The 24,935-nt window shown below is 71.8% G+C and carries 29 protein-coding genes and 1 riboswitch; of the genes, 16 read left to right on the top strand and 13 right to left on the bottom strand.

Annotation, left to right across the window (positions count from 1 at the left end):
* Positions 1–12 precede the first annotated feature (12 nt).
* Together VFZ92_RS00705 and VFZ92_RS00700 are read left to right on the top strand one after the other, a co-directional pair.
* On the top strand, positions 13–528 hold the full coding sequence (locus VFZ92_RS00705) for an NUDIX hydrolase (RefSeq protein WP_330873657.1): 516 nt from the start codon (positions 13–15) through the stop codon (positions 526–528).
* Positions 504–842, top strand: a complete 339-nt coding sequence (locus VFZ92_RS00700) for a DUF6191 domain-containing protein (protein ID WP_330873656.1) — start codon at positions 504–506, stop codon at positions 840–842. The genes VFZ92_RS00705 and VFZ92_RS00700 overlap by 25 nt, the downstream gene beginning before the upstream one ends.
* Here the strand turns inward: VFZ92_RS00700 and VFZ92_RS00695 are convergent.
* The 3 genes from VFZ92_RS00695 to VFZ92_RS00685 form a co-directional block, all read right to left on the bottom strand.
* The gene (locus VFZ92_RS00695) at positions 796–1,464 is read right to left on the bottom strand and encodes a hypothetical protein (protein WP_330873655.1); all 669 of its coding nucleotides are present in this window, start codon (positions 1,462–1,464) and stop codon (positions 796–798) included. The genes VFZ92_RS00700 and VFZ92_RS00695 overlap by 47 nt on opposite strands.
* 71 nt (positions 1,465–1,535) lie before the next feature.
* A complete protein-coding gene (locus VFZ92_RS00690) occupies positions 1,536–2,294 on the bottom strand; it encodes an ABC transporter permease (protein ID WP_330873654.1) in 759 nt (252 codons plus the stop codon).
* Positions 2,294–3,202, bottom strand: a complete 909-nt coding sequence (locus VFZ92_RS00685; protein ID WP_330873682.1) for an ABC transporter ATP-binding protein — start codon at positions 3,200–3,202, stop codon at positions 2,294–2,296. The genes VFZ92_RS00690 and VFZ92_RS00685 overlap by 1 nt, the downstream gene beginning before the upstream one ends.
* A 110-nt stretch (positions 3,203–3,312) precedes the next feature.
* Between VFZ92_RS00685 and VFZ92_RS00680 the strand changes: the two genes are divergently transcribed.
* Positions 3,313–4,425, top strand: a complete 1,113-nt coding sequence (locus VFZ92_RS00680; protein WP_330873653.1) for a sensor histidine kinase — start codon at positions 3,313–3,315, stop codon at positions 4,423–4,425.
* Positions 4,422–5,063 carry a response regulator transcription factor gene (locus VFZ92_RS00675; RefSeq protein WP_330873652.1) on the top strand — a complete coding sequence of 214 codons (642 nt, stop codon included), beginning with the start codon at positions 4,422–4,424 and terminating at the stop codon, positions 5,061–5,063. Before VFZ92_RS00680 ends, VFZ92_RS00675 begins: the two co-directional genes overlap by 4 nt.
* Positions 5,064–5,118: 55 nt before the next feature.
* Here the strand turns inward: VFZ92_RS00675 and arc are convergent, their stop codons facing one another.
* On the bottom strand, positions 5,119–6,918 hold the full coding sequence (arc, locus tag VFZ92_RS00670) for a proteasome ATPase (RefSeq protein ID WP_330873651.1): 1,800 nt from the start codon (positions 6,916–6,918) through the stop codon (positions 5,119–5,121).
* Between the two features lie 239 nt (positions 6,919–7,157).
* On the opposite strand from arc, the gene VFZ92_RS00665 reads away from it, so the two are divergent.
* Positions 7,158–7,925, top strand: a complete 768-nt coding sequence (locus VFZ92_RS00665; RefSeq protein WP_330873650.1) for a hypothetical protein — start codon at positions 7,158–7,160, stop codon at positions 7,923–7,925.
* Between the two features lie 42 nt (positions 7,926–7,967).
* Here the strand turns inward: VFZ92_RS00665 and VFZ92_RS00660 are convergent, their stop codons facing one another.
* Both VFZ92_RS00660 and VFZ92_RS00655 read right to left on the bottom strand, forming a co-directional pair.
* Positions 7,968–8,795, bottom strand: a complete 828-nt coding sequence (locus tag VFZ92_RS00660) for a tRNA (adenine-N1)-methyltransferase (protein WP_330873649.1) — start codon at positions 8,793–8,795, stop codon at positions 7,968–7,970.
* A gap of 82 nt (positions 8,796–8,877) precedes the next feature.
* Positions 8,878–9,093, bottom strand: a complete 216-nt coding sequence (locus tag VFZ92_RS00655) for a hypothetical protein (protein ID WP_330873648.1) — start codon at positions 9,091–9,093, stop codon at positions 8,878–8,880.
* A gap of 146 nt (positions 9,094–9,239) precedes the next feature.
* Between VFZ92_RS00655 and VFZ92_RS00650 the strand changes: the two genes are divergently transcribed.
* On the top strand, positions 9,240–10,373 hold the full coding sequence (locus VFZ92_RS00650) for a sensor histidine kinase (RefSeq protein ID WP_330873647.1): 1,134 nt from the start codon (positions 9,240–9,242) through the stop codon (positions 10,371–10,373).
* Positions 10,370–11,032, top strand: coding sequence for a response regulator transcription factor (locus VFZ92_RS00645; RefSeq protein WP_330873646.1), 663 nt, complete (start codon positions 10,370–10,372; stop codon positions 11,030–11,032). The genes VFZ92_RS00650 and VFZ92_RS00645 overlap by 4 nt, the downstream gene beginning before the upstream one ends.
* Here the strand turns inward: VFZ92_RS00645 and VFZ92_RS00640 are convergent.
* Positions 11,007–12,137: a site-2 protease family protein gene (locus tag VFZ92_RS00640; RefSeq protein ID WP_330873645.1), complete on the bottom strand. Its 1,131-nt coding sequence runs from the start codon at positions 12,135–12,137 to the stop codon at positions 11,007–11,009. The genes VFZ92_RS00645 and VFZ92_RS00640 overlap by 26 nt on opposite strands.
* A 178-nt stretch (positions 12,138–12,315) precedes the next feature.
* Here VFZ92_RS00640 and VFZ92_RS00635 point away from each other — a divergent pair, with 178 nt between their 5' ends.
* The 3 genes from VFZ92_RS00635 to VFZ92_RS00625 all read left to right on the top strand — a co-directional run bounded on the left by VFZ92_RS00635 (position 12,316) and on the right by VFZ92_RS00625 (position 14,922).
* Entirely contained in the window at positions 12,316–13,203 is an 888-nt protein-coding gene (locus VFZ92_RS00635) for a RecB family exonuclease (protein WP_330873644.1), read from the top strand.
* Positions 13,203–13,976 (top strand): thioesterase family protein, encoded by a 774-nt coding sequence (locus VFZ92_RS00630; RefSeq protein ID WP_330873643.1) that lies wholly within the window; start codon positions 13,203–13,205, stop codon positions 13,974–13,976. Before VFZ92_RS00635 ends, VFZ92_RS00630 begins: the two co-directional genes overlap by 1 nt.
* A 106-nt stretch (positions 13,977–14,082) precedes the next feature.
* Positions 14,083–14,922: a glycoside hydrolase family 16 protein gene (locus VFZ92_RS00625; protein WP_330873642.1), complete on the top strand. Its 840-nt coding sequence runs from the start codon at positions 14,083–14,085 to the stop codon at positions 14,920–14,922.
* A 45-nt stretch (positions 14,923–14,967) separates the two neighbouring features.
* On the opposite strand, the gene VFZ92_RS00620 is transcribed toward VFZ92_RS00625, so the two are convergent.
* The 3 genes from VFZ92_RS00620 to VFZ92_RS00610 form a co-directional block, all read right to left on the bottom strand.
* Positions 14,968–15,621 (bottom strand): lytic polysaccharide monooxygenase, encoded by a 654-nt coding sequence (locus tag VFZ92_RS00620; protein WP_330873641.1) that lies wholly within the window; start codon positions 15,619–15,621, stop codon positions 14,968–14,970.
* 280 nt (positions 15,622–15,901) lie between these two features.
* Positions 15,902–16,747: an ATP phosphoribosyltransferase gene (gene hisG / locus VFZ92_RS00615; protein ID WP_330873640.1), complete on the bottom strand. Its 846-nt coding sequence runs from the start codon at positions 16,745–16,747 to the stop codon at positions 15,902–15,904.
* A gap of 12 nt (positions 16,748–16,759) precedes the next feature.
* Entirely contained in the window at positions 16,760–17,023 is a 264-nt protein-coding gene (locus VFZ92_RS00610; RefSeq protein ID WP_106191219.1) for a phosphoribosyl-ATP diphosphatase, read from the bottom strand.
* 158 nt (positions 17,024–17,181) lie between these two features.
* Between VFZ92_RS00610 and VFZ92_RS00605 the strand changes: the two genes are divergently transcribed.
* Positions 17,182–17,796: a TetR/AcrR family transcriptional regulator gene (locus VFZ92_RS00605; RefSeq protein ID WP_330873639.1), complete on the top strand. Its 615-nt coding sequence runs from the start codon at positions 17,182–17,184 to the stop codon at positions 17,794–17,796.
* A gap of 41 nt (positions 17,797–17,837) precedes the next feature.
* On the opposite strand, the gene VFZ92_RS00600 is transcribed toward VFZ92_RS00605, so the two are convergent.
* The gene (locus VFZ92_RS00600) at positions 17,838–18,071 is read right to left on the bottom strand and encodes a hypothetical protein (protein WP_330873638.1); all 234 of its coding nucleotides are present in this window, start codon (positions 18,069–18,071) and stop codon (positions 17,838–17,840) included.
* A gap of 86 nt (positions 18,072–18,157) precedes the next feature.
* Between VFZ92_RS00600 and VFZ92_RS00595 the strand changes: the two genes are divergently transcribed.
* The 5 genes from VFZ92_RS00595 (at position 18,158) to VFZ92_RS00575 (ending at position 21,852) form a co-directional block, all read left to right on the top strand.
* Positions 18,158–19,120: a GlxA family transcriptional regulator gene (locus VFZ92_RS00595; protein WP_330873637.1), complete on the top strand. Its 963-nt coding sequence runs from the start codon at positions 18,158–18,160 to the stop codon at positions 19,118–19,120.
* A gap of 1 nt (position 19,121) precedes the next feature.
* The gene (locus tag VFZ92_RS00590) at positions 19,122–19,883 is read left to right on the top strand and encodes an alpha/beta hydrolase (RefSeq protein WP_330873636.1); all 762 of its coding nucleotides are present in this window, start codon (positions 19,122–19,124) and stop codon (positions 19,881–19,883) included.
* A 53-nt stretch (positions 19,884–19,936) separates the two neighbouring features.
* On the top strand, positions 19,937–20,605 hold the full coding sequence (locus VFZ92_RS00585) for a (2Fe-2S)-binding protein (protein ID WP_330873635.1): 669 nt from the start codon (positions 19,937–19,939) through the stop codon (positions 20,603–20,605).
* A gap of 86 nt (positions 20,606–20,691) precedes the next feature.
* Positions 20,692–20,866, top strand: a riboswitch (cobalamin riboswitch).
* A 33-nt stretch (positions 20,867–20,899) separates the two neighbouring features.
* Positions 20,900–21,085 (top strand): CbtB domain-containing protein, encoded by a 186-nt coding sequence (locus tag VFZ92_RS00580; protein ID WP_330873634.1) that lies wholly within the window; start codon positions 20,900–20,902, stop codon positions 21,083–21,085.
* An 11-nt stretch (positions 21,086–21,096) separates the two neighbouring features.
* Positions 21,097–21,852: a CbtA family protein gene (locus VFZ92_RS00575; RefSeq protein WP_330873633.1), complete on the top strand. Its 756-nt coding sequence runs from the start codon at positions 21,097–21,099 to the stop codon at positions 21,850–21,852.
* A gap of 54 nt (positions 21,853–21,906) precedes the next feature.
* Here the strand turns inward: VFZ92_RS00575 and VFZ92_RS00570 are convergent, their stop codons facing one another.
* Both VFZ92_RS00570 and VFZ92_RS00565 read right to left on the bottom strand, forming a co-directional pair.
* Entirely contained in the window at positions 21,907–22,569 is a 663-nt protein-coding gene (locus tag VFZ92_RS00570) for an HAD family phosphatase (protein ID WP_330873632.1), read from the bottom strand.
* A partial coding sequence (locus VFZ92_RS00565) for a dihydropteroate synthase (RefSeq protein ID WP_330873631.1) occupies positions 22,562–24,935 on the bottom strand: 2,374 nt, incomplete at its 5' end. The genes VFZ92_RS00565 and VFZ92_RS00570, both read right to left, overlap by 8 nt.

The following is a 24,935-nucleotide window of genomic DNA, read 5'->3' as shown; positions in this document are numbered from 1 at the left end:
GAGGACAACCGGGTGACATCGGCACGGGAACTGGTCGCGGTCTTCGACGAGGAGGGCCTCCCCCGGCCCGGCGCGCCGCGCGGCCGGGTGCGCGGGGAGGGCCTGTGGCACGCGTGCGCCACGATCCTGGTGCGCTCGCTCGACGGGCGGCGGGTGTACGTGCACCGGCGCACCGACACCAAGGACGTCTACCCCGGCCTGTACGACTGCTGGGCGGGCGGGGTGCTCGCGGACGGCGAGACCCCGGACGCGTGCGCGGAACGCGAACTGGCCGAGGAGCTGGGCGTGCGCGGCGCGCCGCTGACCCGCTCGTTCGTGTCGAGGTTCGTCGACCCGCCCGTCCGGTACACCGCCCACGTCTACGAGGTCCGCACGGACGGCCCGTTCACGCACCAGCCGGAGGAGGTGGCCGAGGGCTGGTGGATGGACCTGGACGACCTGCGGACCGCCGTCGACGACCCGGACTGGCCGGTGGTGCCGGACGGGCGCGCCCTGTTCCACCAGTGGATCGCGAGACGGGGGGACTGACCGTGGGGGTGTTCTTCGCCCTGTCGATCCCCGGCCTGGCCTGCCTGCTGTTCCTGCTGGCCGTCGGCGAGCACCTCGTGCGCTGGGCGAGGCGCCGCCGGGGTGGGGCGCCCGTGCTCAGCGGAGCGGCCTTCGACCAGGTGACGCTGCTCTTCTACGCCACCAAGCAGGCCGAACTCGACCAGCGCCGGACCGAGGCGCTGCTGCGCGACGAGGAGGGCGACGCCGCTCCCCCGCGCGGCCCGGTGGACCTCGACGGCGGTGTCGTCAGGCTTTCGCCAGCAGCCCCGCGCCCGCGCCCGCCAGCCGGGTGACGACGTCCCGCGCCCTGGCGACGCTGATCGTCTCCAGCCGCAGCGTGATCGCCAGGTCGTCCTTGGCCAGCACCGCCGTGCACGCGCCACGACCGCCCGCCAGCTCCTCGCACCAGCCCGCCGCGTCGTCCACTCCGGACAGCGCGCCCAGCTCGACCTCGGTGCACGACAACGCTTCGCGCGCCCGCTCCACAACGGTCTCGGCCGCGCCCGGCGGGTAGGCCGCGATCCGCTGCTCCAGCGTGCTGGCGCCGCTCTGGCTGCGCGTGGTGACCCGGTACCCGTCCTCCAGCCGCCCCGGAGCGCCGACCTGCTCGCCGCACACCGACTCCGGCTCCGAGGGCGCGGCGGCGGCCGACTCCCGCACGTCCAACCCGTCCTCGGTGAGCGCGGCCCGCGGGAGCACCAGTGCCGCGAACTCCGCCGCGGGACGGGACTTCGCGCTCGGCGCGGCGGACGACGACGCGGGCGCGGCGTTCGCCGTCGGCGACGCGGTCGTCGTGGTGGTGGCGGCGGGGGTGCCGTCCTGGGCGAACCCGCGGCGCAGCGGGCGCTGGTCCAGGGAGCACGAGGTCAGGACGAGGGTGGTCGCGACCACGACCGCGACGTGCGCGCGACGCAAGGGTGTCCTCCAGGCTCGACGATCTCCGAGAACCTAGCGGCTCGCGTCGCGCGCGGGTCGCAGGGGGTCGCTCAGGCGTCGCGGCGCACCAGGACCACCGCGCCCGCCCCGAGCGCCACGACCAGGTAGACGAGCATGACCGTGAACGCCTCCGCCTGCGACAGCTGCCCGGTGAGCGCCCCGGAGAACTGCGACGGCAGGTAGAGCAGCGTCACCGAGACCACCCGGTTGTTCCACGGGGCAGGCAGCAGGACGGCCACGATCGGGATGACGAACATCAGGACGCACAGCGTGACCAGCGCCCCGGCCGTCGACCTCGTGAGCAGCCCGAAGCCCAGCCCCACCAGCGCGATGACCGCCGACCCGACCCCGTTGGCGAGCAGCGACGGCAGCGCCTCGGCGAACGGCTCGACCGCGATCGGCGCGGGCCGGTCGCCGGTGACGACCGCGCCGACGCCGTAGGAGAGCAGCGACACCACCGTGCCGAGCACCAGGCTTCCCACCCCGACGACGACCGTCTTGGAGGCCATCACCACCAGCCGCCTCGGTACCCCGGCGAGGACGGTGCGGATCATCCCGTTGGTGTACTCCGACGTCGCCACGAGCGCGCCGAGCACGCCGAACGCGAACTGCGCGAACGGCACGACGAAGACGGTGGGGTCGGCCGAGGCGAAGGCCGCCCGGATCTCGGGTGTCGACCGGTCCCACTCGGCGGTCATCAGGATCGAGACGACCGTGCCGACGGCGAGCACCCCCACCACGCCCAGCAGCAGGTACCAGGTGGACCGCACGGTGCGGACCTTGAGCCACTCCGACGCCACCACGTCCATCACCGGGCCACCTCCGAGGTGCGGAACTCCACGCTGTCCTCGGTCAGTTCGAGGTAGGCGTCCTCCAGGGTCGCGCTGCGCGGCGTCAGCTCGTGCACCGCGATGCCGTGCCGGGCGGCCAGGTCAGCGATGTCGCCCGCCTCCAGCGCCCGCACGACCAGCGCGCCGTCGTCCACGACGACCGCCGCGCCCGCCGCCTCCAGCACCCGCCGCAGCCCGGCGACGTCCGGCGTGCGCACCAGCACGTCGCGCTTGAACCGGTCGGCCAGCTCGCGCATGGACGACTCCAGGATCAGCCGCCCGCGCCCGATCACGACGATCCGATCGGCGGTGACGGCCATCTCGCTCATCAGGTGGCTGGACACCAGGACCGTCCTGCCCTCGGCGGCCAGTCCGCGCATCAGCCCCCTGATCCAGCGGATGCCCTCGGGGTCGAGCCCGTTGACCGGCTCGTCGAACAGCAGCACGCCCGGATCGCCGAGCAGGGCCGCGGCGACGCCGAGCCGCTGCTTCATGCCCAGCGACAGCGCCCCCACCCTGCGGTGGGCGGCACCGGCCAGGCCGACCTGCTCCAGCACCTCCGCCACCCGCTTGACGCCGATGCCGTTGCTGCGGGCCAGGCACCGCAGGTGGTTCACGGCGGTGCGCCCGCCGTGCACGGCGTTGGCGTCGAGCAGGGCGCCGACCTCGAACATCGGCCGCCTGATCTCCGCGTACCGCCTGCCGTTGACCAGCGCCGCGCCGGACGTGGGCGCGTCGAGCCCCAGCACGGCCCTCATGGTGGTCGACTTGCCCGCGCCGTTGGGCCCCAGGAACCCGGCCACGTAGCCGGGTTTCACCTCGAAGGAGAGTCCGTCGACAGCCCGGACCGCGCCGTAGCGCTTCGTGAGTTCGCGTACCTCGATCATGCCGACGAGCCTGGCGCGGGGGCGGTCGCGGCGGATCGGACCAGCGACCACGGCCGGGATCGGACCACGGTCCGATGCCCCGGTCGCGCGGTCGTCGCTACGGTCGACCGGTGACTGCACCTCCCCGCCTGGTCAAGTGGCTGCCGGTGGCCTACACGGTCGGTACGGACGTGGTGGCGGCCGTCGTCGCGACGCTGCTCTACTTCACCTTCGTGGAGATCACCCACGGGCCGGTGCCGTTCGGCTACGCGCTGGCCGTGCTGGTGGGCGCTCCCCTGGCGGTGCGCCGCCGGTGGCCGCTGGCCGCGTTCGCGGTGGTGGTGGTCGCCCAGAACACCGCGACCCTGCTCCACATCACCCTGGAGGTCTACACACCGACCCTGTTCGCCCTGTACATGGTCGCGGTGGCGCTGCCCCGGCGCCGGTCCGCCCCGGTGCTGGCGGGCGGCGCGGCGCTGACGGCGGTGTGCCTGGCGATCTCCGAGCCGTGGCCCGACGACCTGGGCATCACCGTGACGGTGTGGTTCCTCATGGCCGCCACCTGGGCGCTCGGCTGGACGACGAGGCTCAGGAGGCGGTTCGTGGCCAGGACGACGGCGGAGCAGGCGGAGCACGCGCTCACCGAGGAGCGCCTGCGCATCGCCAGGGAGCTGCACGACATCGTCGCCCACAGCCTCACCATGATCACCGTCAAGGCGGGCATCGCGAACCACGTGGCGGACGAGCAGCCCGCGGAGGCGAAGGAGGCGCTGGGCGTGATCGAGAGGACCGGCCGGGCGGCCCTGACGGAGATGCGGCACCTGCTGGGGGTGCTGCGGTCGTCGGAGACGCCGGACCTGGCCCCCGCGCCCAGCCTGGCCGACCTCCCCGCGCTGGTGGACCGCGCGGCGATGGCGGGCGTGCCGGTGACCCTGACGACGACCGGCGGGGCGGCGCTGCCGGAGGGCGTCGGCCTGACCGTGTACCGGATCGTGCAGGAGTCGGTGACGAACGTGGTGAAGCACGCCGCTCCCGCGGACTGCACGGTGTCGATCACCGTCACGGACACCGCCGCGACGGTCGAGGTGACCGACAACGGGCCGGGGGAACGGGCGCTCGCGGGCGGTGGCGGGCACGGCCTGGCCGGGATGCGGGAGCGGGTGGCCGTGTACGGCGGCGACTTCCGGGCCGGTCCGCGCCGCGAGGGCGGCTTCCGGGTGCTGGCCGAGGTGCCGTTCGGATGATCAAGGTGCTGGTGGTGGACGACCAGGCCCTGCTGCGGGGCAGCTTCCGGCTGCTGGTGGACTCGGCGCCGGACCTGCGGGTCGTCGGCGAGGCCGCGAACGGCCGCGAGGCCGTCGACCTGGCCCGCGAGACCGAGCCGGACGTGGTGCTGATGGACATCCGGATGCCGGAGATGGACGGCATCGACGCCACCGGCCGGATCTCCTCGACCGCGAAGGTGCTGATCCTGACCACGTTCGACCTGGACGCCTACGTGTACGCCGCGCTGCGGGCCGGGGCCAGCGGCTTCCTGCTCAAGGACACGCCCCCGACCGAGCTGCTGGCCGCGATCAGGACGATCGCCGCTGGTGAGGGCCTGCTGGCGCCCTCCGTGACCCGGCGGCTCATCGCCGAGTTCGGCAAGCGGCCGGAGCGCAGGCCGACCCGCTCGCTGGAGGGCATCACCGAGCGCGAGCGGGACGTGCTGCTGCTGATCGCCCGTGGCCTGTCGAACACCGAGATCACCCAGACCCTGCACCTGAGCGTCGGCACCGTGAAGACCCACATCGGCAGGCTGCTGGGCAAGCTCCAGGCCCGCGACCGCGCCCAGCTCGTGATCATCGCCTACGAGTCGGGCCTGGTCGGGACCGCGCCCTGAACGCGGTGAAGCCCGCCCGCCGTGCGGCGGACGGGCTTCACCGGTCGCTGTGGACCTACAGGTACTGGCCGGTGTTCGTGGCCGTGTCGATGGCACGGCCCGAGTCGGCGGTCTTGCCGGTGACGAGGGTGCGGATGTAGACGATCCGCTCCCCCTTCTTGCCGGAGATGCGAGCCCAGTCGTCCGGGTTCGTCGTGTTCGGGAGGTCCTCGTTCTCCGCGAACTCGTCGACGATCGCGGCGAGGAGGTGCCGCACCGACAGACCGGGCTGCTTGGTGTCGAGCAGCGCCTTGATGGCCGCCTTCTTCGCCCGGTCGACGATGTTCTGGATCATGGCGCCGGAGTTGAAGTCCCGGAAGTACAGGACCTCCTTGTCACCGTTGGCGTAGGTGACCTCCAGGAACCGGTTCTCCTCGGTCTCCTCGTACATGCGCTCGACCGTGTGCTGCACCATGCCCTCGATGCAGGCCTTCGGGTCGCCGCCGAACTCGGCGAGGTCGTCGGCGTGGATCGGCAGGTCGGGCGTCAGGTACTTGTTGAAGATGTCCATGGCGCCCTCGGCGTCCGGACGCTCGATCTTGATCTTCACGTCGAGCCTGCCCGGCCGGAGGATGGCCGGGTCGATCATGTCCTCGCGGTTGGAGGCGCCGATCACGATGACGTTCTCCAGGCCCTCGACGCCGTCGATCTCCGACAGCAGCTGCGGCACGATGGTCGTCTCGACGTCGGACGACACACCGGAGCCGCGGGTGCGGAAGATCGAGTCCATCTCGTCGAAGAACACGATGACCGGGGTGCCCTCGGAGGCCTTCTCCCGAGCCCGCTGGAAGATCAGGCGGATGCTCCGCTCGGTCTCGCCGACGAACTTGTTCAACAGCTCCGGGCCCTTGATGTTCAGGAAGTAGGACTTGGCCTGCTTCCCGGTCTCACCCCTGGCTTCCAGCACCTTCTTCGCCAACGAGTTGGCGACGGCCTTCGCGATCAGCGTCTTGCCGCAGCCGGGGGGCCCGTACAGCAGGACGCCCTTCGGCGGCCTGAGCTTGTACTCCCGGAACAGGTCGGCGTGCAGGAACGGCATCTCCACGGCGTCGCGGATCTGCTCGATCTGCCTGCCCAGTCCACCGATGTCGGTGTACAGGACGTCCGGCACCTCCTCCAGCACGAGGTCCTCGACCTCGGCCTTCGGGACCCGCTCGTAGGCGAAGCCCGCCTTCGAGTCGACCAGCAGCGAGTCGCCGATCTTGAGCGGCGAGTCGATCAGCGGCTGTGCCAGCCACACGACCCGCTCCTCGTCGGCGTGGCCGACGACGAGCGCGCGCTGGACCGAGTTCTCCGGCTCGACGCCCTCCAGGATCTCCCGCAACGTGCAGACCTCGCCGGTCTGCTCGAAGCTGCCGCCCTCGACCACCGTGAGCGCCTCGTTCAGGCGCACCGACTGACCGCGCACCAGCGTCGGGGACTCGACGGCGGGTGAGACGGACACCCGCATGCGACGGCCTGAGGTGAACACGTCCACCGTGCCGTCTTCGAACTGCTCGAGGAAAACGCCGTAGCCGCTGGGTGGTTGCGCCAGGCGGTCGACCTCCTCGCGCAGGGCCAGCAGTTGGCCGCGCGCCTCTCGGAGGGTGTCAATGAGCTTCGTGTTGCGCTCGGTCAATTGGCTGACGCGCTCGGATGCCTCGGCCAATCGCTGCTCCAGCAGGCGGACGTGTCGCGGGGACTCCGTCAGCTTGCGGCGCAGCAGCGCGATCTCGTCCTCCAGGAACCTGACCTGCGCTGTCAGCTCATCTGAGTTGTTGCCCGTGTTCAGCTCGCCACCCTCATCGGGTTGGCTGCCGGGATGACCGTGCTGCATGTCGGCACCCTCCTCCCGTGTTCGTATCAGCAACGGTACCGGCGATCACCGACAAAAGCGGCTATCCCCGACGTGGTCGGGAGTCGTGTGGCGTCGCGAACGACACTCCCGAGGGGATGGACTGCTCCATCTCGGTGTCAGGGGGATCGGCCTACCCGCTACCGTGCGTCCTGTACTCGTCCACCGGCGTGTTACCGGGCAGTGTCCACGCCACCAGCGGCAAGTTCTAGGAGAACGTGATGTCCGTCCCGCCGCAACAGCCTGGTCCCCACGGTCAGCAACCGGATCCGCAGGGCCGGCAACCAGGGCAATTCGGCCAGCAGCCCGGTTTCGGCCAGCAGCCGGGCGGGTATCCTGCGCAGCCCCAGGGTTTCCCACAGGGTGGACAGCCACCCGGCTACGGCCCTCCTCCCGGCGGTTTCGCGCCACAACCCCCGCAGGGCCAGCCCGGTTACGGCCAGCAGCCCTACGCCACGCAGGGCCAGTACGGCCAGCCCCCGTACGGCCAACCGGGTGGTTTCGGCCAGCCGGGGGCTCCCGGCCAGCCCTACGGGCCTCCGAAGAGGACAAATCCGGCCCTCTTCATCATCATCGGTGTCGTCGTCCTGGCGCTGGTCGGCGGCGGCGCGGCGTTCTTCCTGCTGTCCGGGGGTTCCGCGCAGGCCACAGCGGACACGCTGGTGACCGAGCTCAACAAGGGCAAGGACATGGACGTCGCCGTCCTGAAGACGCTCAACTGCAAGGCCGACGCCGACAAGATCGCGAAGCTGCCGCAGTCCGTCCCCAGCTCGGCGGGCGAGGAGTTCAAGGACATCAGGGCGAAGTTCGCGGTCACCGACGTCACGGAGTCGGGCGACACCGCGACCGGCACGCTCAAGGTGACGTTCGAGAACGTCCCCGAGGAGTTCAAGGACTTCATCAAGGACGACACGACCACGATGAAGATGATCAAGGAAGACGGCGACTGGAAGGTCTGCGGGACCTTCAACCCCGACGCCGAGAAGTAGGCCGGACCGCCGTGCGGGCACGAGGCCCGCACGGCGGTCGGTTCACCCCTTCGAGGGCCTGCGCTGCGGACGCGGCGGCGTCACGCCGTCGGCGAGGCGGCGGGTGGTGAGCAGGAACGCCGTGTGCGCGATCATCCGGTGCTCGGGCCGCACGGCCAGGCCCACGGTGTGCCACGGGCGCACGAGCGTCTCCCACGACTGCGGCTCGGTCCAGTGCTGCTGCTCGCGCAGCGCCTCGCACACCTTGGAGAGCTGCGTCGTGGTCGCCACGTAGACGACCAGCACGCCGCCGGGGATCAGGTTCTTCGACACCGTCTCCAGCTGCTCCCACGGGGAGAGCATGTCCAGCACGACCCGGTCGACCTCACCGGTGTGCGTGGCCAGGTCGGCGACGGTCAGCGACCAGTTGCCGGGGCGCTCGCCGAAGAACTGCTCGACGTTGCGGATCGCGTGGTCGGCGTGGTCCTGGCGCACCTCGTAGGAGATGACGCTGCCCTTCTCCCCCACCGCCCGCAGCAGCGAGCAGGTGAGCGCGCCGGAGCCCGCGCCCGCCTCCAGGACGCGCGCGCCGGGGAAGACGTCCCCGTACATGACGATCTGCGCGGCGTCCTTCGGGTAGATCACCTGCGCGCCGCGCGGCATGGACAGGACGTAGTCCGCCAGCAGCGGCCGCAGGGCCAGGAAGGACGTACCACCGACGGACTGGATGACGGAGCCCTCGGGCTCGCCGATCAGCTTGTCGTGCGGCAGGGCGCCGCGGTGGGTGTGGTACTCCTTGCCCGGTTCGAGCACGATCGTGTAGTGCCGTCCCTTCGGGTCGGTCAACTGCACCCGGTCACCGGGGCGGAACGGGCCACTGGCGGTGCTCACCGCGGGAAACCTCCTGCTACGTGCGGGGACTGGACAGCGCACGATGGTCTCAGGGGCCGCGATGAGCACCGACACCGGGAGGTCACGTCCAGCGGATGACGCTCCTGGTACCGAAGAACGCGAGCAGCCCGCCGACGACCACGAAGGCGATGGCGACCGGGAGGCTCAGCGGCTCCGGCACGTACAGGGCGAGGAACCAGCTCTTCGACTGGACGTCCGCGGCGAGGAAGATGATGGGCAGGATGCCCTGCGGGATCAGCATGACGAACCCGAGGACCTGGGCGACGATCGCGAGCATGACTGCCTCCTGGGCTGTCGTAGTCGTTCGGTGTGTTGCCACCAGCCTGCTGGCCGGGGGGCGTCCTGTAGTCCGCCGGTCGTACCGATGGGGTGTCATCACTTCGTAGGACTCGCCCCGCCGGGACCGTGTGCTGTGATGGCTCCGTGCGCCGACTCCCCGACCCCGCCCGCGACGCGATCGTCGCGACGGCGTGCTTCGCCGTCGGTGCCCTGCTCTACCGGTTCGACCTCTACGAGCTGTGGGCCGGGCCCTCCGACGTGCCGCTGGGCTGGCGGCTGCTCGTGCTGTGCATCGCCTGCACCGGGCAGCTCCTGCGGACCCGCGCTCCGCTCGCGGGGGCGTTCATCGCCCTGTCGGCGGCGTCGGTGGACGTGGCGCTCGGGCTGAGCGCGCCGGTGGTCATCGTGCTGATGGACCTGCTGCACATGGCCACGCTGCGCGGGTCGAAGCGGACCGGCCAGCTCATCACCGGGCTGGTGGTGACCACCGCGATCGGCATAGCGATCGGCATAGCGCTGACCGTGGACGGCTGGCGGACCGCCGTCGGCTCGGGGCTCCAGATCTTCTCCGTGCTGGTCATGCCGGTGTGGTGGGCGGTCAACCTGCGCCAGCACCGCTCCTACACCGAGCAGGTGGCGCGGATCGCGCAGCTCGACCGCCGCGCCGCCGTGACGGCCGAGCGGTCCCGCATGGCGCGCGACCTGCACGACGTGATCGCGGGCCACCTGTCGGCCATCGCCATCCAGTCGGAGGCCGTCCTGTCGATGGCCGAACGCGACCCGGAGACGGTGAAGACCGTGCTGAAGTCGGTGCGGGAGAACAGCATCCAGTCGTTGGCCGAGATGCGGACCATGATCGACGTGCTGCGCGCGGACGACGAGGAGCCGGACGAGCCCGCGTCGGCGCGGTTGAGCGAGGTGGGCAGGCTGGTCGACTCCGCGCGCGCGGGCGGGCTGACGGTCGAGCTGACCGGCGAGGCCCCGGCCGAGCTGCCCGTGGCGGTCGACCTGGCGGCGTACCGGATCGTCCAGGAGTCGCTCACGAACGCGCTCAAGCACGCGCCGGGCGCGCGCGTGGAGGTGGCGCTGGACGGCGCGGGCAGGCGGCTGGCCGTTACCGTGACCAACCAGTGGCGCGGACCTTCGACGCCGGGGACCGGGAGCGGGCTGGTGGGGATGGCGGAACGGGCGCAGGCCGTCGGCGGGACGTTCGACGCGGGCCGGGTCGACGACCTGTGGCGCGTCCGCGCCGAGCTGCCCCTGGCGGGGTCGCTGTGACGACGGTGCTGGTCGCGGACGACCACTCGGCGATCAGGGCCGGGCTCGTGATGATCCTCGGCGGCGGTGAGGGCATCGAGGTCGTCGGCGAGGCGGCCGACGGCGCCACCGCCGTCCGGATGGCCCGCGCGCTGAAGCCGGACGTCGTGCTGATGGACATCAGGATGCCCGGCATGGACGGCATCGCCGCCACGCGCGAACTGGTCGCCGACGGCGTCTGCCAGGTGCTGGTGCTGACGACGTTCGACATGGACGAGTACGTGCACGCGTCGCTGCGCGCGGGCGCGGCCGGTTTCCTGCTGAAGTCGGTGGAGGCCGCCGCGCTGGTCGAGGCGGTCCGCCTGGTCGCGGCGGGCGACGGCGTGCTGGCCCCGTCGGTGACCAGGCGGCTGATGCGCGACTTCGCCGCGGTGGCGCCGAGGCAGGTCGACCGCCCGAAGAGCCTCGACCTGCTGACGGAGCGCGAGACCGAGGTGCTCGCGTGCCTGGGCGAGGGCCTGTCGAACCAGCAGATCGGCAAGCGGCTGCACATCGGCGAGACGACGGTGAAGACCCACGTGTCGCGCGTGCTGACCAAGCTCGACCTGCGCTCGCGCGTGCAGGCGGCGATCCTGGCCCAGGAGGCGGGCCTGGTCAGCGACGGTCCAGCGCGGCACTGAGGTCTTCCCGCCTCAGCACCCCCGCGGGCCGCCCCTCGAGGTCGACGACGAGGAACTGCCAGGCGGCCGTCCCCCGCACCCGGTCGACGATCTCCTCACCGGGTTCGTCGGCGAGCAGGACCGTCTCGGGCCGGATCGGCTCGGCGGCCTGCTCGGCGGGGGCGTGCGGCGTGCGGGAGCTCAGCCGCCGCGCCAGGTCCTGGTCCAACAGCCCGACCGCCACCCCGTCGGCCCTGACCAGCACGACCCCGCGACCGGCGGACGCGGTCAGCGCACCGGACACCGGGCTCTCGGCGGGCAGCTGCAACACCGGCTGCACCAGCTCGGCCAAGGTCAGCCCGTCGGGCCAGCTGCGCCGCCGCTCGGCCGACATCTCCCCCTTGGCGCCTGCCACGACGAACCAGGCGGTGAGCACGCAGACACCGAACCGGACCCACGCGTCCTCGTCGCCCTGGAGGATCCCCCACAGCGCCCACAGGACCAGCAGCGCCGCGACGACACCACCCCCGAGCACAGCGGCCCTGGTCCCGGAGGCCCGCCGCCCGGTAGCGGCCCAGATCCCCGCGCGCAGGATCCGCCCACCGTCCAACGGCAGCCCCGGCAGCAGGTTGAACACCGCCACGGCGGCGTTGGCGAACGCGGTCTGGGCGACGACCAACCACAACGGCGTGCCGGGCTCCATCACCGCGGCGGCGAGCCCGAAGGCCCCGGCCAACCCCACGGACACGGCGGGCCCGGCCACGGCGACCAGCCCTTCGTGCCCCGGCCGAGCAGGCGTCCGCATCATCTCCGACACCCCACCCAGCAGGAACAACCGCAACCGCCGAACGGGCAACCCGAGCCGAAGAGCGGTCAACGTGTGCCCCAGCTCGTGGGCGAGCACGGACAGCCCCAGGAAGAGCGTGAAGGTACCGGCGATCAAGAACGCGGTGAGAGCGGTGACCTCGGGCAGTATCCGCCCCACCAGCGGCGTGTAGATCAACACGATCGCGGCGGACCCGAGCCACCAGGACGGCGCCAACAACACGGGAACGCCCGCGGCGCGAAACAGCAGCACCCCGCCGTCCCGCTCCACCTGCCGCCGCCAACTCCCCGTAGTGGCCATCGCGCAAGCCTAGGACGAACGGTGTACGACTGCCGTGACACGCGGCAGGACCAGCGGGAACCACGACCACCGACGAACCGGCGGCCACCCGGTCCGCCCGCACCGCCCCACCCCGTCGTCCACGACCGACGACCAGCGCGGTCCAGCACTGTCGGACCCCTCCCCTATCGTTCGTCCCATGTCCGATCCAGCGGCGACGAGTGCGGTCGCGACGAGTTCCCGCCCACCCCGTCGACCGGCGTTGTCCCCGTCACGAGCGGGCGACTTCAAGCAGTGCCCGCTGCTCTACCGCTTCCGGGCCGTCGACCGCCTCCCCGAGGTCCCCACGAAAGCCCAGGTGAGAGGCACGGTCGTCCACGCGGTGCTGGAGGACCTGTTCGCGCTGCCCGCCCGTGAGCGCACCCCGAGCACCGCGAAGGCCCTCCTGGCCCCGGCCTGGGAGCGGGTGAGGAACGAGCGTCCGGAGTTCGCCAACCTCTTCTCCGGCACCGACGACCCGGCCCTGGAGAAGTGGCTGCGCGAGGCCGACGGCCTCCTGGACGGCTACTTCGAGCTGGAGGACCCCACCCGCTTCGAACCGGACGCCCGCGAGCTGCTGGTCGAGTCCGAACTCCCGTCGGGGGTGCTGCTGCGCGGGTACATCGACCGGGTCGACGTGGCCCCCACCGGGGAGATCCGCGTGGTCGACTACAAGACCGGCGCCGCGCCCAGGCTGATCGGCGAGGCCAAGGCGATGTTCCAGATGAAGTTCTACGCGCTGATGCTGTGGAAGCTGCGGGGCGAGGTCCCCCGGCAGCTGCGCCTGATGTACCTGAGCGACCGCCAGGCACTCGCCTACACCCCGGACGAGGCGGAGCTGAGCCGCTTCGAGCGCACCCTGGAGGCCATCTGGGTGGCGATCCTCAAGGCGGGCAAGACCGGCGACTTCCGCCCGAACCCGAGCAAGCTGTGCGACTACTGCGACCACAAGGCCTTCTGCCCGGCGTTCGACGGGACACCGCCCCCGTACCCCGGCTGGCCGGAGCCGGACGGCAGCGTGGAGACGCCCCTGGACAGGGTCGACTAGTGGCGGGCTTCTACGAGCGCCTCACCGCCTCGCGGTACCGGTCCACCGAGCACACCGCGGGCCCGTGGAGCACCGAGAGCCAGCACCTCGGCCCGCCGTCCGCGCTGCTGGTGCGCGAGCTGGAGAAGACCGCTCCGCGTGAGGACGCGCTCCTCTCGCGGGTCGTCCTGGACGTGCTCGGCCCGGTCCCGGTGGCCGACCTGGAGGTCAGCGCGTCGGTCCTGCGCCCCGGCCGCTCGGTCGAGCTGCTCGGCGCCGAGCTGAGCCACGAGGGCCGGGTCGTGCTCCGGGCGCAGGCCTGGCGGATCACGAGCGGCGACACGGCCGCCGTCGCGTCCGGGTTCTCCGGGATGCTGCCGGAACCGCCCGCCTGCCCGAGGATCGTCATGCCCGCGGACTGGTCGTGCGGCTACCTCGACGCGGTCGACTGGCGCACGGTGGACGGCGACATGGTGACGCCGGGCGACGCGATCGTGTGGGGGAAGCCGCTGCTGCCGACCGTCGACGGCGAGGAGACGACCGCGGTGCAGCGGCTGTTCACGATCGCGGACTCGGCGAGCGGCGTGTCGAGCAGGCTGGACATCCGGAAGTGGTTCGCGATCAACACCGACCTCTCCGTGCACCTCCACCGGGAGCCGCGGGGGTCGTGGTTCGCGCTGGAGGCGGCGACGGTCGTCGGGCCCACCGGTGTGGGGGTGGCGACGAGCGTCGTGCACGACCTGCTGGGGCCCGTGGGGAGAACGGCGCAGTCGCTGTACGTCCGGGAGCGCTAATACCGGTCGCTCGCTTGACCTGGTGGAGTCACAGCGCGACACTGCGTGAACAAGCTGAGGTGAGAGCGCTCCCACTGACGCCCCCTGCATGTCACGAGGAGGCACAGTGTCCACCCTGCGTCGTGTTCTGCTCGTCGTGGCCGGCTCGCTGCTGGCCCTACCCCTCGCCCCGCTCACCCCACCGGCCGGTGCCGCGCCCGCGCTGGTGTGGTCCGACGAGTTCGACGGACCGTCGGGGTCGAAGCCCAACAGCGCCAAGTGGGCCTACGACATCGGCAACGGCTCGAACGGCTGGGGCAACAACGAACTCCAGGCCTACACCGACAAGACCTCGAACGTCGCGCTGAACGGCGGCGGCCAACTGGTGATCACCGCCCGCCGCGAGAACTCCGGCGCACCCTGCTGGAACGGCGGCAACTGCCAGTACACGTCCGGCAAGCTCACCACGAACAACCGGATCAACTGGACCTACGGCCGCATCGAGACCCGGATGAAGCTGCCGTACGGGCAGGGCATCTGGCCCGCGTTCTGGATGCTCGGCTCCAACATCGGGCAGGTCGGCTGGCCCAACTGCGGTGAGATCGACATCATGGAGAACATCGGTCGCGAGCCGACGACCGTCCACGGCACGCTGCACGGCCCCGGCTACTCGGGCGCGGGCGGGATCGGCGCCGCGCGGCAGTCGCCGAACGGGCAGCCGTGGTCCGCCGCCTACCACACCTACGCGATCGACTGGAGCGCCAACCGGATCCAGTGGCTCGTCGACGGCGTGGTCTACCAGACCAGGACCCCCGCGGACCTCGGCGGCCGGACCTGGGTGTTCAACAACAGGTTCTACCTGATCATGAACCTGGCGGTCGGCGGCCAGTGGCCGGGCAACCCGGACGGGTCGACGACGTTCCCGCAGCAGCTCGGGATCGACTACGTGCGGGTCTACCAGGGCTAGCGCGACGGGGTGCGGCGGTCCTCGCCCGCCGCACCCCTGGCCGCGCTACTGGAAGATCACGTCGCTGCAGAAGTAGTACGACTGGTCCAGGTGGCTGGCCTGCCAGATCGTGTACACCACGTGGCGTCCGGTCCGGTTGCCCGCGTTGACCGCCGTCGCGTACGAGCCCGCCTGCGCGTAGCGGCCCGTCCTGACGACCTGTTCCAGGTCACCCCACCCGAGCGCCTGCCGCGTGGGGTCGAAGCCCTGCTTCGTGATGTACACGATCAGGTAGTCCGCACCGTGCCGCGCCTGGTCGGTGATCGTCAGGGTGAACTGCCTGCTCTTCGTCGCCGCCTGCCACGCGCCGACGGCGTCGAGCGAGTTGTAGCGGCCACCCTCGGCGTGCCCGCCGCTGCACAGCTGCCCGTCCGGGACGGCGGCCTGGTGGTTGCCGCCCACGTTCTCCCGGTAGAGGCCGTTCCAGTTCCACATCGCGTTCGAGTTGGCCTGCCAGGCCTGCCAGCACATCGGATCCTTGGTGGCCATCGTCGGATCCTGGAAGTTGCTGCCCCACCGCTGGTGGCAGCCGTAGTTGCGCGACGGCGGGTCGGTGGTCGATCCGTGTGCGCCCGCGACGCCGACGACGACCGAGGTGAGCAGGGCGGTCACCGCCACGAGTACGCCGAGCGCTTGGGGTAGTGCCTTTCGGAAGTTCACACGTCCTCCACAGTGAGGATTGCGAAGCAGGGGTCTGGGAACGCTCCCAGATCGCACCGTAGCGAACGAACGACACTCTGTGAACAGAGGATGGCGGACCCGAACCCGCCACCCGACCCGTGACCAGCGGCAGGACGTCCGGATTCGGCGGCTCCGCCGACGTGGAATAACCGGGAGCCCGCGTTCGGCGGGGCCGAGGTGGTGGCCTCGACCCCGCCGGACGCGGCGTCGCGCTAGACCGAACGGCCCGGCGCGACGCCGTGGTGGGCGCCCTCCGCCGTCACAGGCGGCAGAACCGGATGTCCGACGCGAGGATCGCCTTCGCGCCCAGCGCCGACAGCTCGTCCATGAGCTGGTTGGCGTCCTTGCGCGGCACCATGGCGCGCACGGCCACCTGGGCCGGGTCGGCCAGCGGCGCCACCGTCGGCGATTCGAGGCCGGGCGTGACGCGCAGCGCCTCGTCCAGCAGCGAACGCGGGCAGTCGTAGTCCAGCATCAGGTAGTGCTGGGCGAACACGACACCCTGCAACCGGGCCGTGAGCTGCTGCTTCGCCGCCGAGTCCTCGACGGACGAGGAGTGGATGAGCACGGCTTCGGACTCGCAGATCGTGTGCCCGAACGGCACCAGGTCGTGCTGCTGGAGCGTGCGGCCGGAGCCGACGACGTCCGCGATCAGGTCGGCCACGCCGAGCTGGATGGAGATCTCCACGGCGCCGTCGAGCCGGATGATCTCGGCCTCGATGCCGTGCTTCTCCAGGTCGGCCTGCACGAGCGTCTTGTACGCCGTGGCGAGGCGCTTGCCCTTGATGTCGGCCAGCTGCCAGTCGGTGCCCCTCGGTCCCGCGTAGCGGAACGTCGACCCGCCGAAGCCGAGCGACAGGCGCGGCTCCACGCTGGCGCCGGAGTCGCGCATCAGGTCGAGCCCGGTGATGCCGAGGTCCAGCCTGCCGGAGCCGACGTAGATCGCGATGTCCTTGGGGCGCAGGAAGAAGAACTCGACGTCGTTGGCGGAGTCGATGACGGTGAGGTCGCGCTGCTCGTTGCGCTGGCGGTAGCCCGCCTCCCTGAGCATCTCGGAGGCGCGCTCGGCGAGCGCGCCCTTGTTCGGAACAGCCACGCGCAGCATGGGGATCCCCTCTTACAGGTACTTGTAGATGTCGTCCAAGGTGAGCCCGCGGCCCAGCATCAACACCTGCAGCCGGTAGAGGAGCTGTGAGATCTCCTCGGACAGGCGCTCGTCGGATTCGTGCTCGGCGGCGATCCACACCTCGCCGGCTTCCTCGAGCACCTTCTTGCCCTGCGCATGGACGCCGGCCTCCAGTGCTGCGACGGTGCCGGACCCCTCTGGCTTGGTGTGGGCGCGCTCGCTGAGTTCCGCGAACAGCTCGTCGAAGGTCTTCACGAGCGGGAATCCTCCCACCCCGCGCCCGGACGCAGTGCATCTGGGCACGAATGTCCACCCAGTGGACTGACGGGGTACACCTCCGCGCGACCGGGGGAGGTCGTCTTGCACTCCGCGCAATCTTGCACAGCGGGCAAGATCGGCACTATCGTGGCGCGATGACGACCCCACCACTCGGCCTGCGGGACCAGAAGAAGTCGGCCAGGCGAGAAGCGATGATCCGGGCGGCCGTGCGGCTCGCGGTGGAGCGCGGCGTGGAGAACGCCCTGATCGAGGACATCACCGCGGCGGCAGGGGTGTCGCACCGCACGTTCAGCAACTACTTCGGCGGCAAGGCGGAGGCCATCGCCGCCAGGCACCTCGACCGGGCGCGCGGGGTCGCCGAGGTGCTGCGGGGCCGTCCGGCGTCCGAGCCGCTGTGGGACGCCATCACCTACGCGGCGCTCTCGCCGTACCGGGCGGACCGCAAGAGCCCCGATCCGGAGTGGACGGCCAGCATCCGGCTGATGACGAGCGAACCGAGCCTGCTCGGGGAGTTCCTCAAGACGAACGCGATCGCCGAGCGCGAGCTGGCCGAGGTGGTGGCGGAGCGGACCGGCACCAGGGTCGGGCGCGACCTGTACCCGCGACTGGTGGCGGCGACGGTGTGGGCGGCGGTCGAGGTGGCGACGGACAAGTGGCTCACCACCGCGAAGCCCGCGCCGATCACCCAGCTCGTGCGCAACGCGCTGCGCCAGGTGGCCGCGGGCCTGCCGGACCCGTCGGCGGAGTAGTGCGGTGCGCCGAGCCCCGTCACCGGGCCCGGCGCACCGGGTCAGACCGGGAGACCGGCACGGCGGACGACCAGCACGCGGCGGTCGCGCGCGGTGGCGGCGCGCTCGGCGGGGGGCGCGACCCGCAGGTCGGCGGCCACCCGCTGGAGGTCCCGGTCGAGGACGTCGGAGCTGCCCGCCAGCCGCGGACGCGGCCCGGACCGGCCGCTCGTGCGGCGCTCCAGGCCGTAGCCCACCAGCGCCAGGACTGCGAGGACGATCAGTGCGCTTGTCATGGCACTAAGTGTTCGCTGCACAACATCCCGCCAACAGTGGCAGCTCTGACGTTGTGCGACAAAATCCTGCCAACTATGCTGGGGCGATGCTGAACACCGTCGCGTGCGTCCTGATCGACGGCGTCGAGACGTTCGAGTTCGGGCTCATCTGCGAGGTCTTCGGCGTCGACCGCACCGCGGACGGCGTTCCGCCGATCGAGTTCCGGGTGTGCGGCGAGGAGCCGGGCGCGCCGCTGGGCACGAAGGTCGGCGTCACCATCACCCCCTCGCTGGGCCTGGACGCGCTCGTCGGCGCCGACCTGGTCGCCGTCCCCGCGTTCACCATCCGCGACGAGTACCCGCCCGCCGTCCTGCGGGCGCTCCGCGACGCCGCCGACGCGGGCGCGACCCTCCTCTCGGTGTGCAGCGGCGGATTCCTGCTCGGCGCGGCGGGACTGCTCGACGGACGGCGCTGCACCGCCCACTGGCGCGAGAAGGAGAACTTCGCCGAGCGGTTCCCGCTCGCCAGGCTCGACCCCGACGTGCTGTTCGTCGACGACGGCAACATCATCACCAGCGCGGGCACCGCGTCCGGCATCGACGCCTGCCTGCACCTCGTGCGCCGCGAACACGGCTCGGCCGTCGCCACCGCCATCGCCCGCCGCATGGTCGTCGCCCCGCAGCGCGACGGCGGCCAGCGCCAGTACGTCGAACTCCCGGTGCCGGACTGCACGGCCGACAGCCTCTCCCCGCTGCTCACCTGGATGCTCAAGCACCTCGACACCGAGCACGCGGTGGCGGACCTGGCGCGGCGCGCCACGCTGTCCGAGCGCACGTTCGCCCGCCGCTTCGTCGCGGAGACGGGCACGACCCCGCACCGCTGGCTCACCGCCCAGCGCGTGCTGCGCGCCCGGCAACTGCTGGAGGACACCGACTTCGGCATCGACGACGTCGCCAGGCACAGCGGGTTCGGCACGGCCGCGCTGCTGCGCCACCACTTCAACCGCGCGGTCGGCGTGACGCCGAACGACTACCGCCGCACGTTCGCCCACCGCCCCGCGGAGGCCTGACGTGTGGCGCCTCGCGGTGGCCGCACTGGTGCCCGTGGTCCTCGTCGGCGCGCTCTGGGTGTTCCAGCGCCACCTGGTCTACTTCCCGGACGACACCGCCCCGGCGCTCGCGCCCGGTGCTCGGCCGGTCGTGCTGCGCACGTCCGACGGCCTGGACCTCGGCGCGTGGCACTTCCCCGGCCCCGGTCGCACGGTCCTCGTGGCGCAGGGCAACGCGGGCGACCGGGGGGACCGCGTCCCGCTGGCGGCGGCGCTGGTGGACGCGGGGTTCGCGGTCCTGCTGTTCGACTACCGAGGCTACGGCGGCAACCCCGGCAGCCCCACCGAGGAGGGCTTGGCGCTGGACGTGCGCGCGGCCCACCGGTACCTGCTGGACTCCGGCGTCACCCCCGACCGGATGCTGTACTTCGGCGAGAGCCTGGGCGCCGCGGTCGTCGCCGAGCTGGCCGTGGAACACCCGCCCGCGGGCCTGCTCCTGCGCTCACCGTTCGTCGACCTCGCCTCGGCCGGACGCGTGCACCACCCGTACCTGCCGGTCGGCCTGCTGCTGCGCGACCGCTTCCCGGTGGCCGAGCACGTCGCCAGGGCGGGGGTGCCGACGACGGTCGTGTACGGCACCGCCGACACCGTGGTGCCGCCTCCGTTGAGCCTGGTCGTCGCGCGGGCGGCGCGCGCCTCGGTGGTCGCGGTCGACGCCGACCACAACGACCGCGTGCTGCTCGACGGCACGGCACTGGTCGACGCGGTGGTCGCGCTGGGGTAGCCCCCGCCGACGGGCGGCTGAAGGCGCGGGTGGTGGCCGGGTAGCTTCGGGGCGTGTCGGAATTCGCCAGGGTGCTGGCCACACTGCGGCAGGCGCGTGGCATCAGTCCGTTCTTCGTGCTCGACGTCGGCAGGCCCGACTCGACCTGGGCCTCCGGTGAGGCGCTGCTCGACGGCGGGCCGGCTCTGGGGGACGCGCTCGACGCCATCGGCGTGCGGTACCGGACGGCGGAGCGGAGGGTGGCCGCGTCCCTGTTCTTCCTGAGCTACACGGCTCGGCTGCTGTGCCCGGTGGTGGCCGCGCACGTGCTCGGCGGTGCGGTGCCGGACGTCCGGCCCGCGAACGTGTGGTGGCGGTACTCCCCCGAAAGCGGTGTGCAGGTGCGGTTGGCCGACCCGGTCACCCGGCCGGGGGTGGTCGAGGCGATGGCGCCCGTGGTCGACGCGATCCGCCGGGAGAGCGGGGTGGCGGCCGGGCTGCTGTGGGGGAACGCGGTGTCGTCCGCGGCGGGTGGGCTGCGGACGTTGGCCCGGTCCGGGACGGCGAGCGCCGAGGAGTGCCTCGCGGTGGGGGCCGCGCTGTTCGCGGAGCCGCCGCTGCGGGGAGCGGGCGAGTTCGTGCCGTTCCCCGGCGAGGTGGTGTTCCGGCGGCGCAGCTGCTGCCTCTACTACCGGTTGGACGGTGGCGGGACGTGCGGGGACTGCCCGCTGCCCGCGAGGTAGCGCCCGTCGCGGTGGTGACTGTCCGTTCGCCGAGGTGGCGCACACGACAACTCGTCTGGTCGGTTGTGCCGGAGCACGTGGGACCTTTACGGTTCCACCGCCGCAGTGGACGGGAAGCCGGTGTGAATCCGGCGCGGTCCTCGCCACTGTGACCGGGTAGCGACCCCGCCGGGAACGTCACTGGCAGAAGAGTTCTGCTGGGAAGACGCGGGCTAGCGGTGACCTGGGAGTCAGGAGACCGGCTGCGGCGCCGAGTACACCGTTGACCTTCCACGAGGTATGGAGGAGCCCGTCATGACGAGCCCCGCACTGACACCGTCCACCACCGTGCCCAAATGGGCGTTCGCCGTCGCACTCGTGGCCCTGATCGTCGCCTGGGTCGTCCTCCAGGAGAACGGTGTCGCGCTGGGCGCTACCGCCGAGACGGTCCACGAGTTCTTCCACGACGGACGCCACGCCCTCGGCGTCCCGTGCCACTAGGCGGCGCCCGCATGGCAACCACCTACACCGGACTGCTGACCCGCGGTGTGGCCGCGGGCGGCATCGCCGGGCTCGCGGCGGGACTCGTGGGCCTGTTCGTCGTCGAGGTGCCGATCCGCGCCGCGCTGGCGGTCGAGGAGGCCCGCGCGGCGGCCGAGCACGTCGAGGGTGACGCGCACGAGCACGGCGAGCTGTTCAGCCGGGGCACCCAGGTCTTCGGCGGCGTGCTGGCCGCGGTCGTCGTCGGTCTCGCGGTCGGCGCGCTGTTCGCGACGGTCTTCGCCTGCACGCGGCGCTGGTTCACCGACGGGCAGCCGTTCTTCCGCAGCGCGACGCTGGGGTTGGCGGCGTTCGGGGTCGCGGCGCTGCTGCCCGCGGTCAAGTACCCGGCGAACCCGCCCGCCGTCGGCGACCCGTCGACGGTCGACTACCGGACGGGCCTGTACCTCGGGCTCATCGTCGCGGGCATCGCGGTCGCGTACGGGGCGAGCTTCCTCGCCTCGCGGCTCGGCCACCTGGCCGCGCCGGTGCGCGCCACGGCGGTGCTGCTCGCGACGGTCGCCGCGGTGACGGTCCTGCTGCTGGTGTTCCCGCCGCCGCCGGACGCCGTGCCCGCCGACATGCCGTCGAGCGTCCTCTGGGACTTCCGCCTCGCCTCGCTGGCCGAGACGGCGACCCTGTGGATCGGGCTCGGCGTGGCGTTCGGACTGCTGATCGACCCGGCGGTCCGCCGCACCACGAAGATCAGGTCGGTCACGGCCGTCTGAGCACGGGGTGGGAGGGGAGCCCCACGAGGAAGGGCTCCCCTCCCACCACCGGCGTCACAGCGCGGACAGCACGTCCAGGTCCACACCCACGAGCGACTCGCGGAACACCCGCCGCTCCCCCGGCTCGACCTCCACGTCGCACGGCACGACGAGCACCGTGCAGCCCGCGGCGACGGCGGAGGCCACACCGGTCGGCGAGTCCTCGATCGCGACGCACGCGGTCGGCTCGACGCCGAGCAGCCGGGCGGCCTTCAGGTAGGGCTCGGGCAGCGGCTTGTTGAGGCCGTCGACCTCGTCCCCGCACACCGTCACGTCGAACAGCTCGCGGCCGATCGTGTCGAGCGCGACCTCGGTCAGCGCCCGCTCGGTCGACGTCACCAGCGCCATCGGCACGCCCGAGTCCCGCACGGCGCGCAGCGCGTCCACCGCGCCCGGCCGCCACGGCAGGCCCGCGCGGAACACCTCCTCGGTGCGGCGGGCGATCCACGCGGCGGCGTCGGTCAGGTCCTCCCGCGTCGGCTCGACACCGACGTCGCCGTAGAGCAGCGCCAGCGTGGTGGGGACGTTCGAGCCCACCATCGCCTGCCGCGTCGCGAGCGACAGCGTGCCTCCCAGCTTCTCCGCGTACTCGTAGAGCGGGATGTCCCACAGCTTCTCGGAGTCGAGCAGGGTGCCGTCCATGTCCCAGAGGACACCGGCGGGTCGACCATCAGACATTGAAGTACTTCGCTTCCGGGTGGTGCGCGACGAACGCGTCGGTGGACTGCTCGGGGTGCAGCTGGAGTTCCTCGGACAGCACGACGCCGATCCGGTCGGGTTCCAGGAGTTCGACGACCTTCGCGCGGTCCTCCATCTCCGGGCAGGCGCCGTAGCCGAACGAGTAGCGGGCGCCGCGGTAGCCGAGCTTGAAGAACTGCTCGACGTCGGCGGGGTCCTCGGCGGAGACCGGGCCGCCGTCGGGCCAGCGCAGCTCCTCGCGGACGCGCCGGTGCCAGTGCTCGGCGAGCGCCTCGGTGAGCTGCACGCCGAGGCCGTGCACCTCCAGGTACTCGCGGTAGGCGTCCTTGCCGAACAGCTCGTTGGCGTAGTCGGCGATCGGCTGCCCCATGGTGACGAGGTGGAACGCGACCACGTCGACCACGCCCTCCCGGACGGCCGCGTCGCGCTGCCGCCAGAAGTCGGCCAGGCACAGCCGCCGGTCGCGGCGCTGGCGCGGGAAGGTGAAGCGGAGCCGTTCGGCGGCGTCGGGCCGCGGCTCCCGCAGCACCACCAGGTCGTCGCCCTCGGCGACGCACGGGAAGTAGCCGTAGACCACGGCGGCGTGCGCGAGCACGCCCTCGGTGGTCAACCGGTCCATCCAGTACCGCAGCCGCGGCCTGCCCTCGGTCTCCACCAGCTCCTCGTAGGTCGGGCCGCCGCCGCGGGCGCCCCTGAGACCCCACTGGCCCATGAACGTGGCCCGCTCGTCGAGCAGCGCGGCGTAGTCGGCGACCGGGATGCCCTTCACGACCCGGCTGCCCCAGAACGGCGGGGTCGGGATCGGCACGTCCACCGCGACGGACGAGCGCGCGGGGACGGGCGCGGTCTCCTGCGCCTCGGCCTTCGCCCTGCGCTCGGCCGCGATCCGCAGCGACCGCTCGCGCCGCGCCCTGCGCTCGGCGGCCTTCGCCCCGGCCTCCGGGTCGACGGCCGCGGGCTCGCCGCGCTTGGCCGCCATGATCGCGTCCATGAGCCGCAGGCCCTCGAAGGCGTCGCGGGCGTACCGGACGTCCCCGAGGTACATCTCGGTGAGGTCGTTCTCGACGTACGCCCTGGTCAGCGCGGCACCGCCGAGCAGGACGGGCCACCGGGCCGCGACCCCGCGCGAGTTCATCTCGGCGAGGTTCTCCTTCATGACCACGGTGGACTTCACCAGCAGACCGGACATGCCGATGGCGTCCGCGCGGTGCTCGGCGGCGGCGTCCAGGATGGTGGTGATCGGCTGCTTGATCCCGAGGTTCACGACCTCGTAGCCGTTGTTGGTCAGGATGATGTCGACCAGGTTCTTGCCGATGTCGTGGACGTCGCCCTTGACCGTCGCCAGGATCACCTTGCCGCGGCTCGAAGACGCGGCGCCCTCCGCCTTCTCCATGAAGCGCTCGAGGTACCCCACCGCCGCCTTCATCACCTCGGCGCTCTGGAGGACCTCGGCCACGATCAGCTCGTTGTCGTTGAACAGCCGGCCGACCTCGGCCATCCCCGCCATCAGGGGGCCGTTGATGATGTCGAGGGGCTGCGGCCAGCGCTCGTCAGCGAGCGCCAGGTCGAGATCCTCGATCAGGCCCTCCTTCGAGCCCTCGACCACGGCGCGCGCCAGGCGCTCGGCGAGCTCGAGCTCGCTGCGCGGCTGGCGGGTCTCGAGCGCGGACTTCTTGCCGCGGAAGTGGGCGGCGAAGGCGTCGACCGCGGCCTGGCCGGCCTCGGCGTCGCCCAGGTCGAGCTCCAACAGCCGCTCGGCGAGGGCGCGCTCCTCGGCCGGGATCTCGGCGTAGCGGGCGAGCTTCTCGGTGTTGACGATCGCGGCATCTAACCCCGCCTTGGTGTTGTGGTAGAGGAAGACCGAGTTCAAGACCTCACGACCAGCCCCCGGAAGCCCGAACGAAACGTTGGAGATGCCGAGGATGGTCTTCGAAAGCGGGAGCTCCTGGTCGATGCGGCGCACCGCCTCGATCGTGGCCTTCGCGGAGCCCAGGTACGCCTCGTCTCCCGTACCGCACGGAAACACGAGCGGGTCGAACCAGAGGTCTTCCGGCGGAATGCCCCAGTCCTCCGTCAAGATGCGGTAGCTGCGGTGCGCGACCTCCATCTTGCGCTCGACGGTGACCGCCATGCCGCGCTCGTCGATCAGGCCGACGACCAGGGCGGCGCCGTAGCGCTTGGCGAGCGGCAGCACCTTCTCGAAGCGCTCGAGACCGTCCTCGAGGTTGATCGAGTTGAGGATGCCTTTGCCCTGGCACCAGGTGAGCGCGCGCTCCATCACCGCGGCGTCGGTCGAGTCGATCATCAGCGGCACCTTGACCAGGCGCGTGATCTTGTCGAGGAAG

This window comes from Umezawaea sp. (assembly GCF_036375055.1).
In the GTDB taxonomy this organism is placed as follows: Bacteria; Actinomycetota; Actinomycetes; order Mycobacteriales; family Pseudonocardiaceae; genus Umezawaea.
Note: the sequence above shows the minus strand (reverse complement) of the source record. Positions and strands in the feature narration are given on the sequence as shown.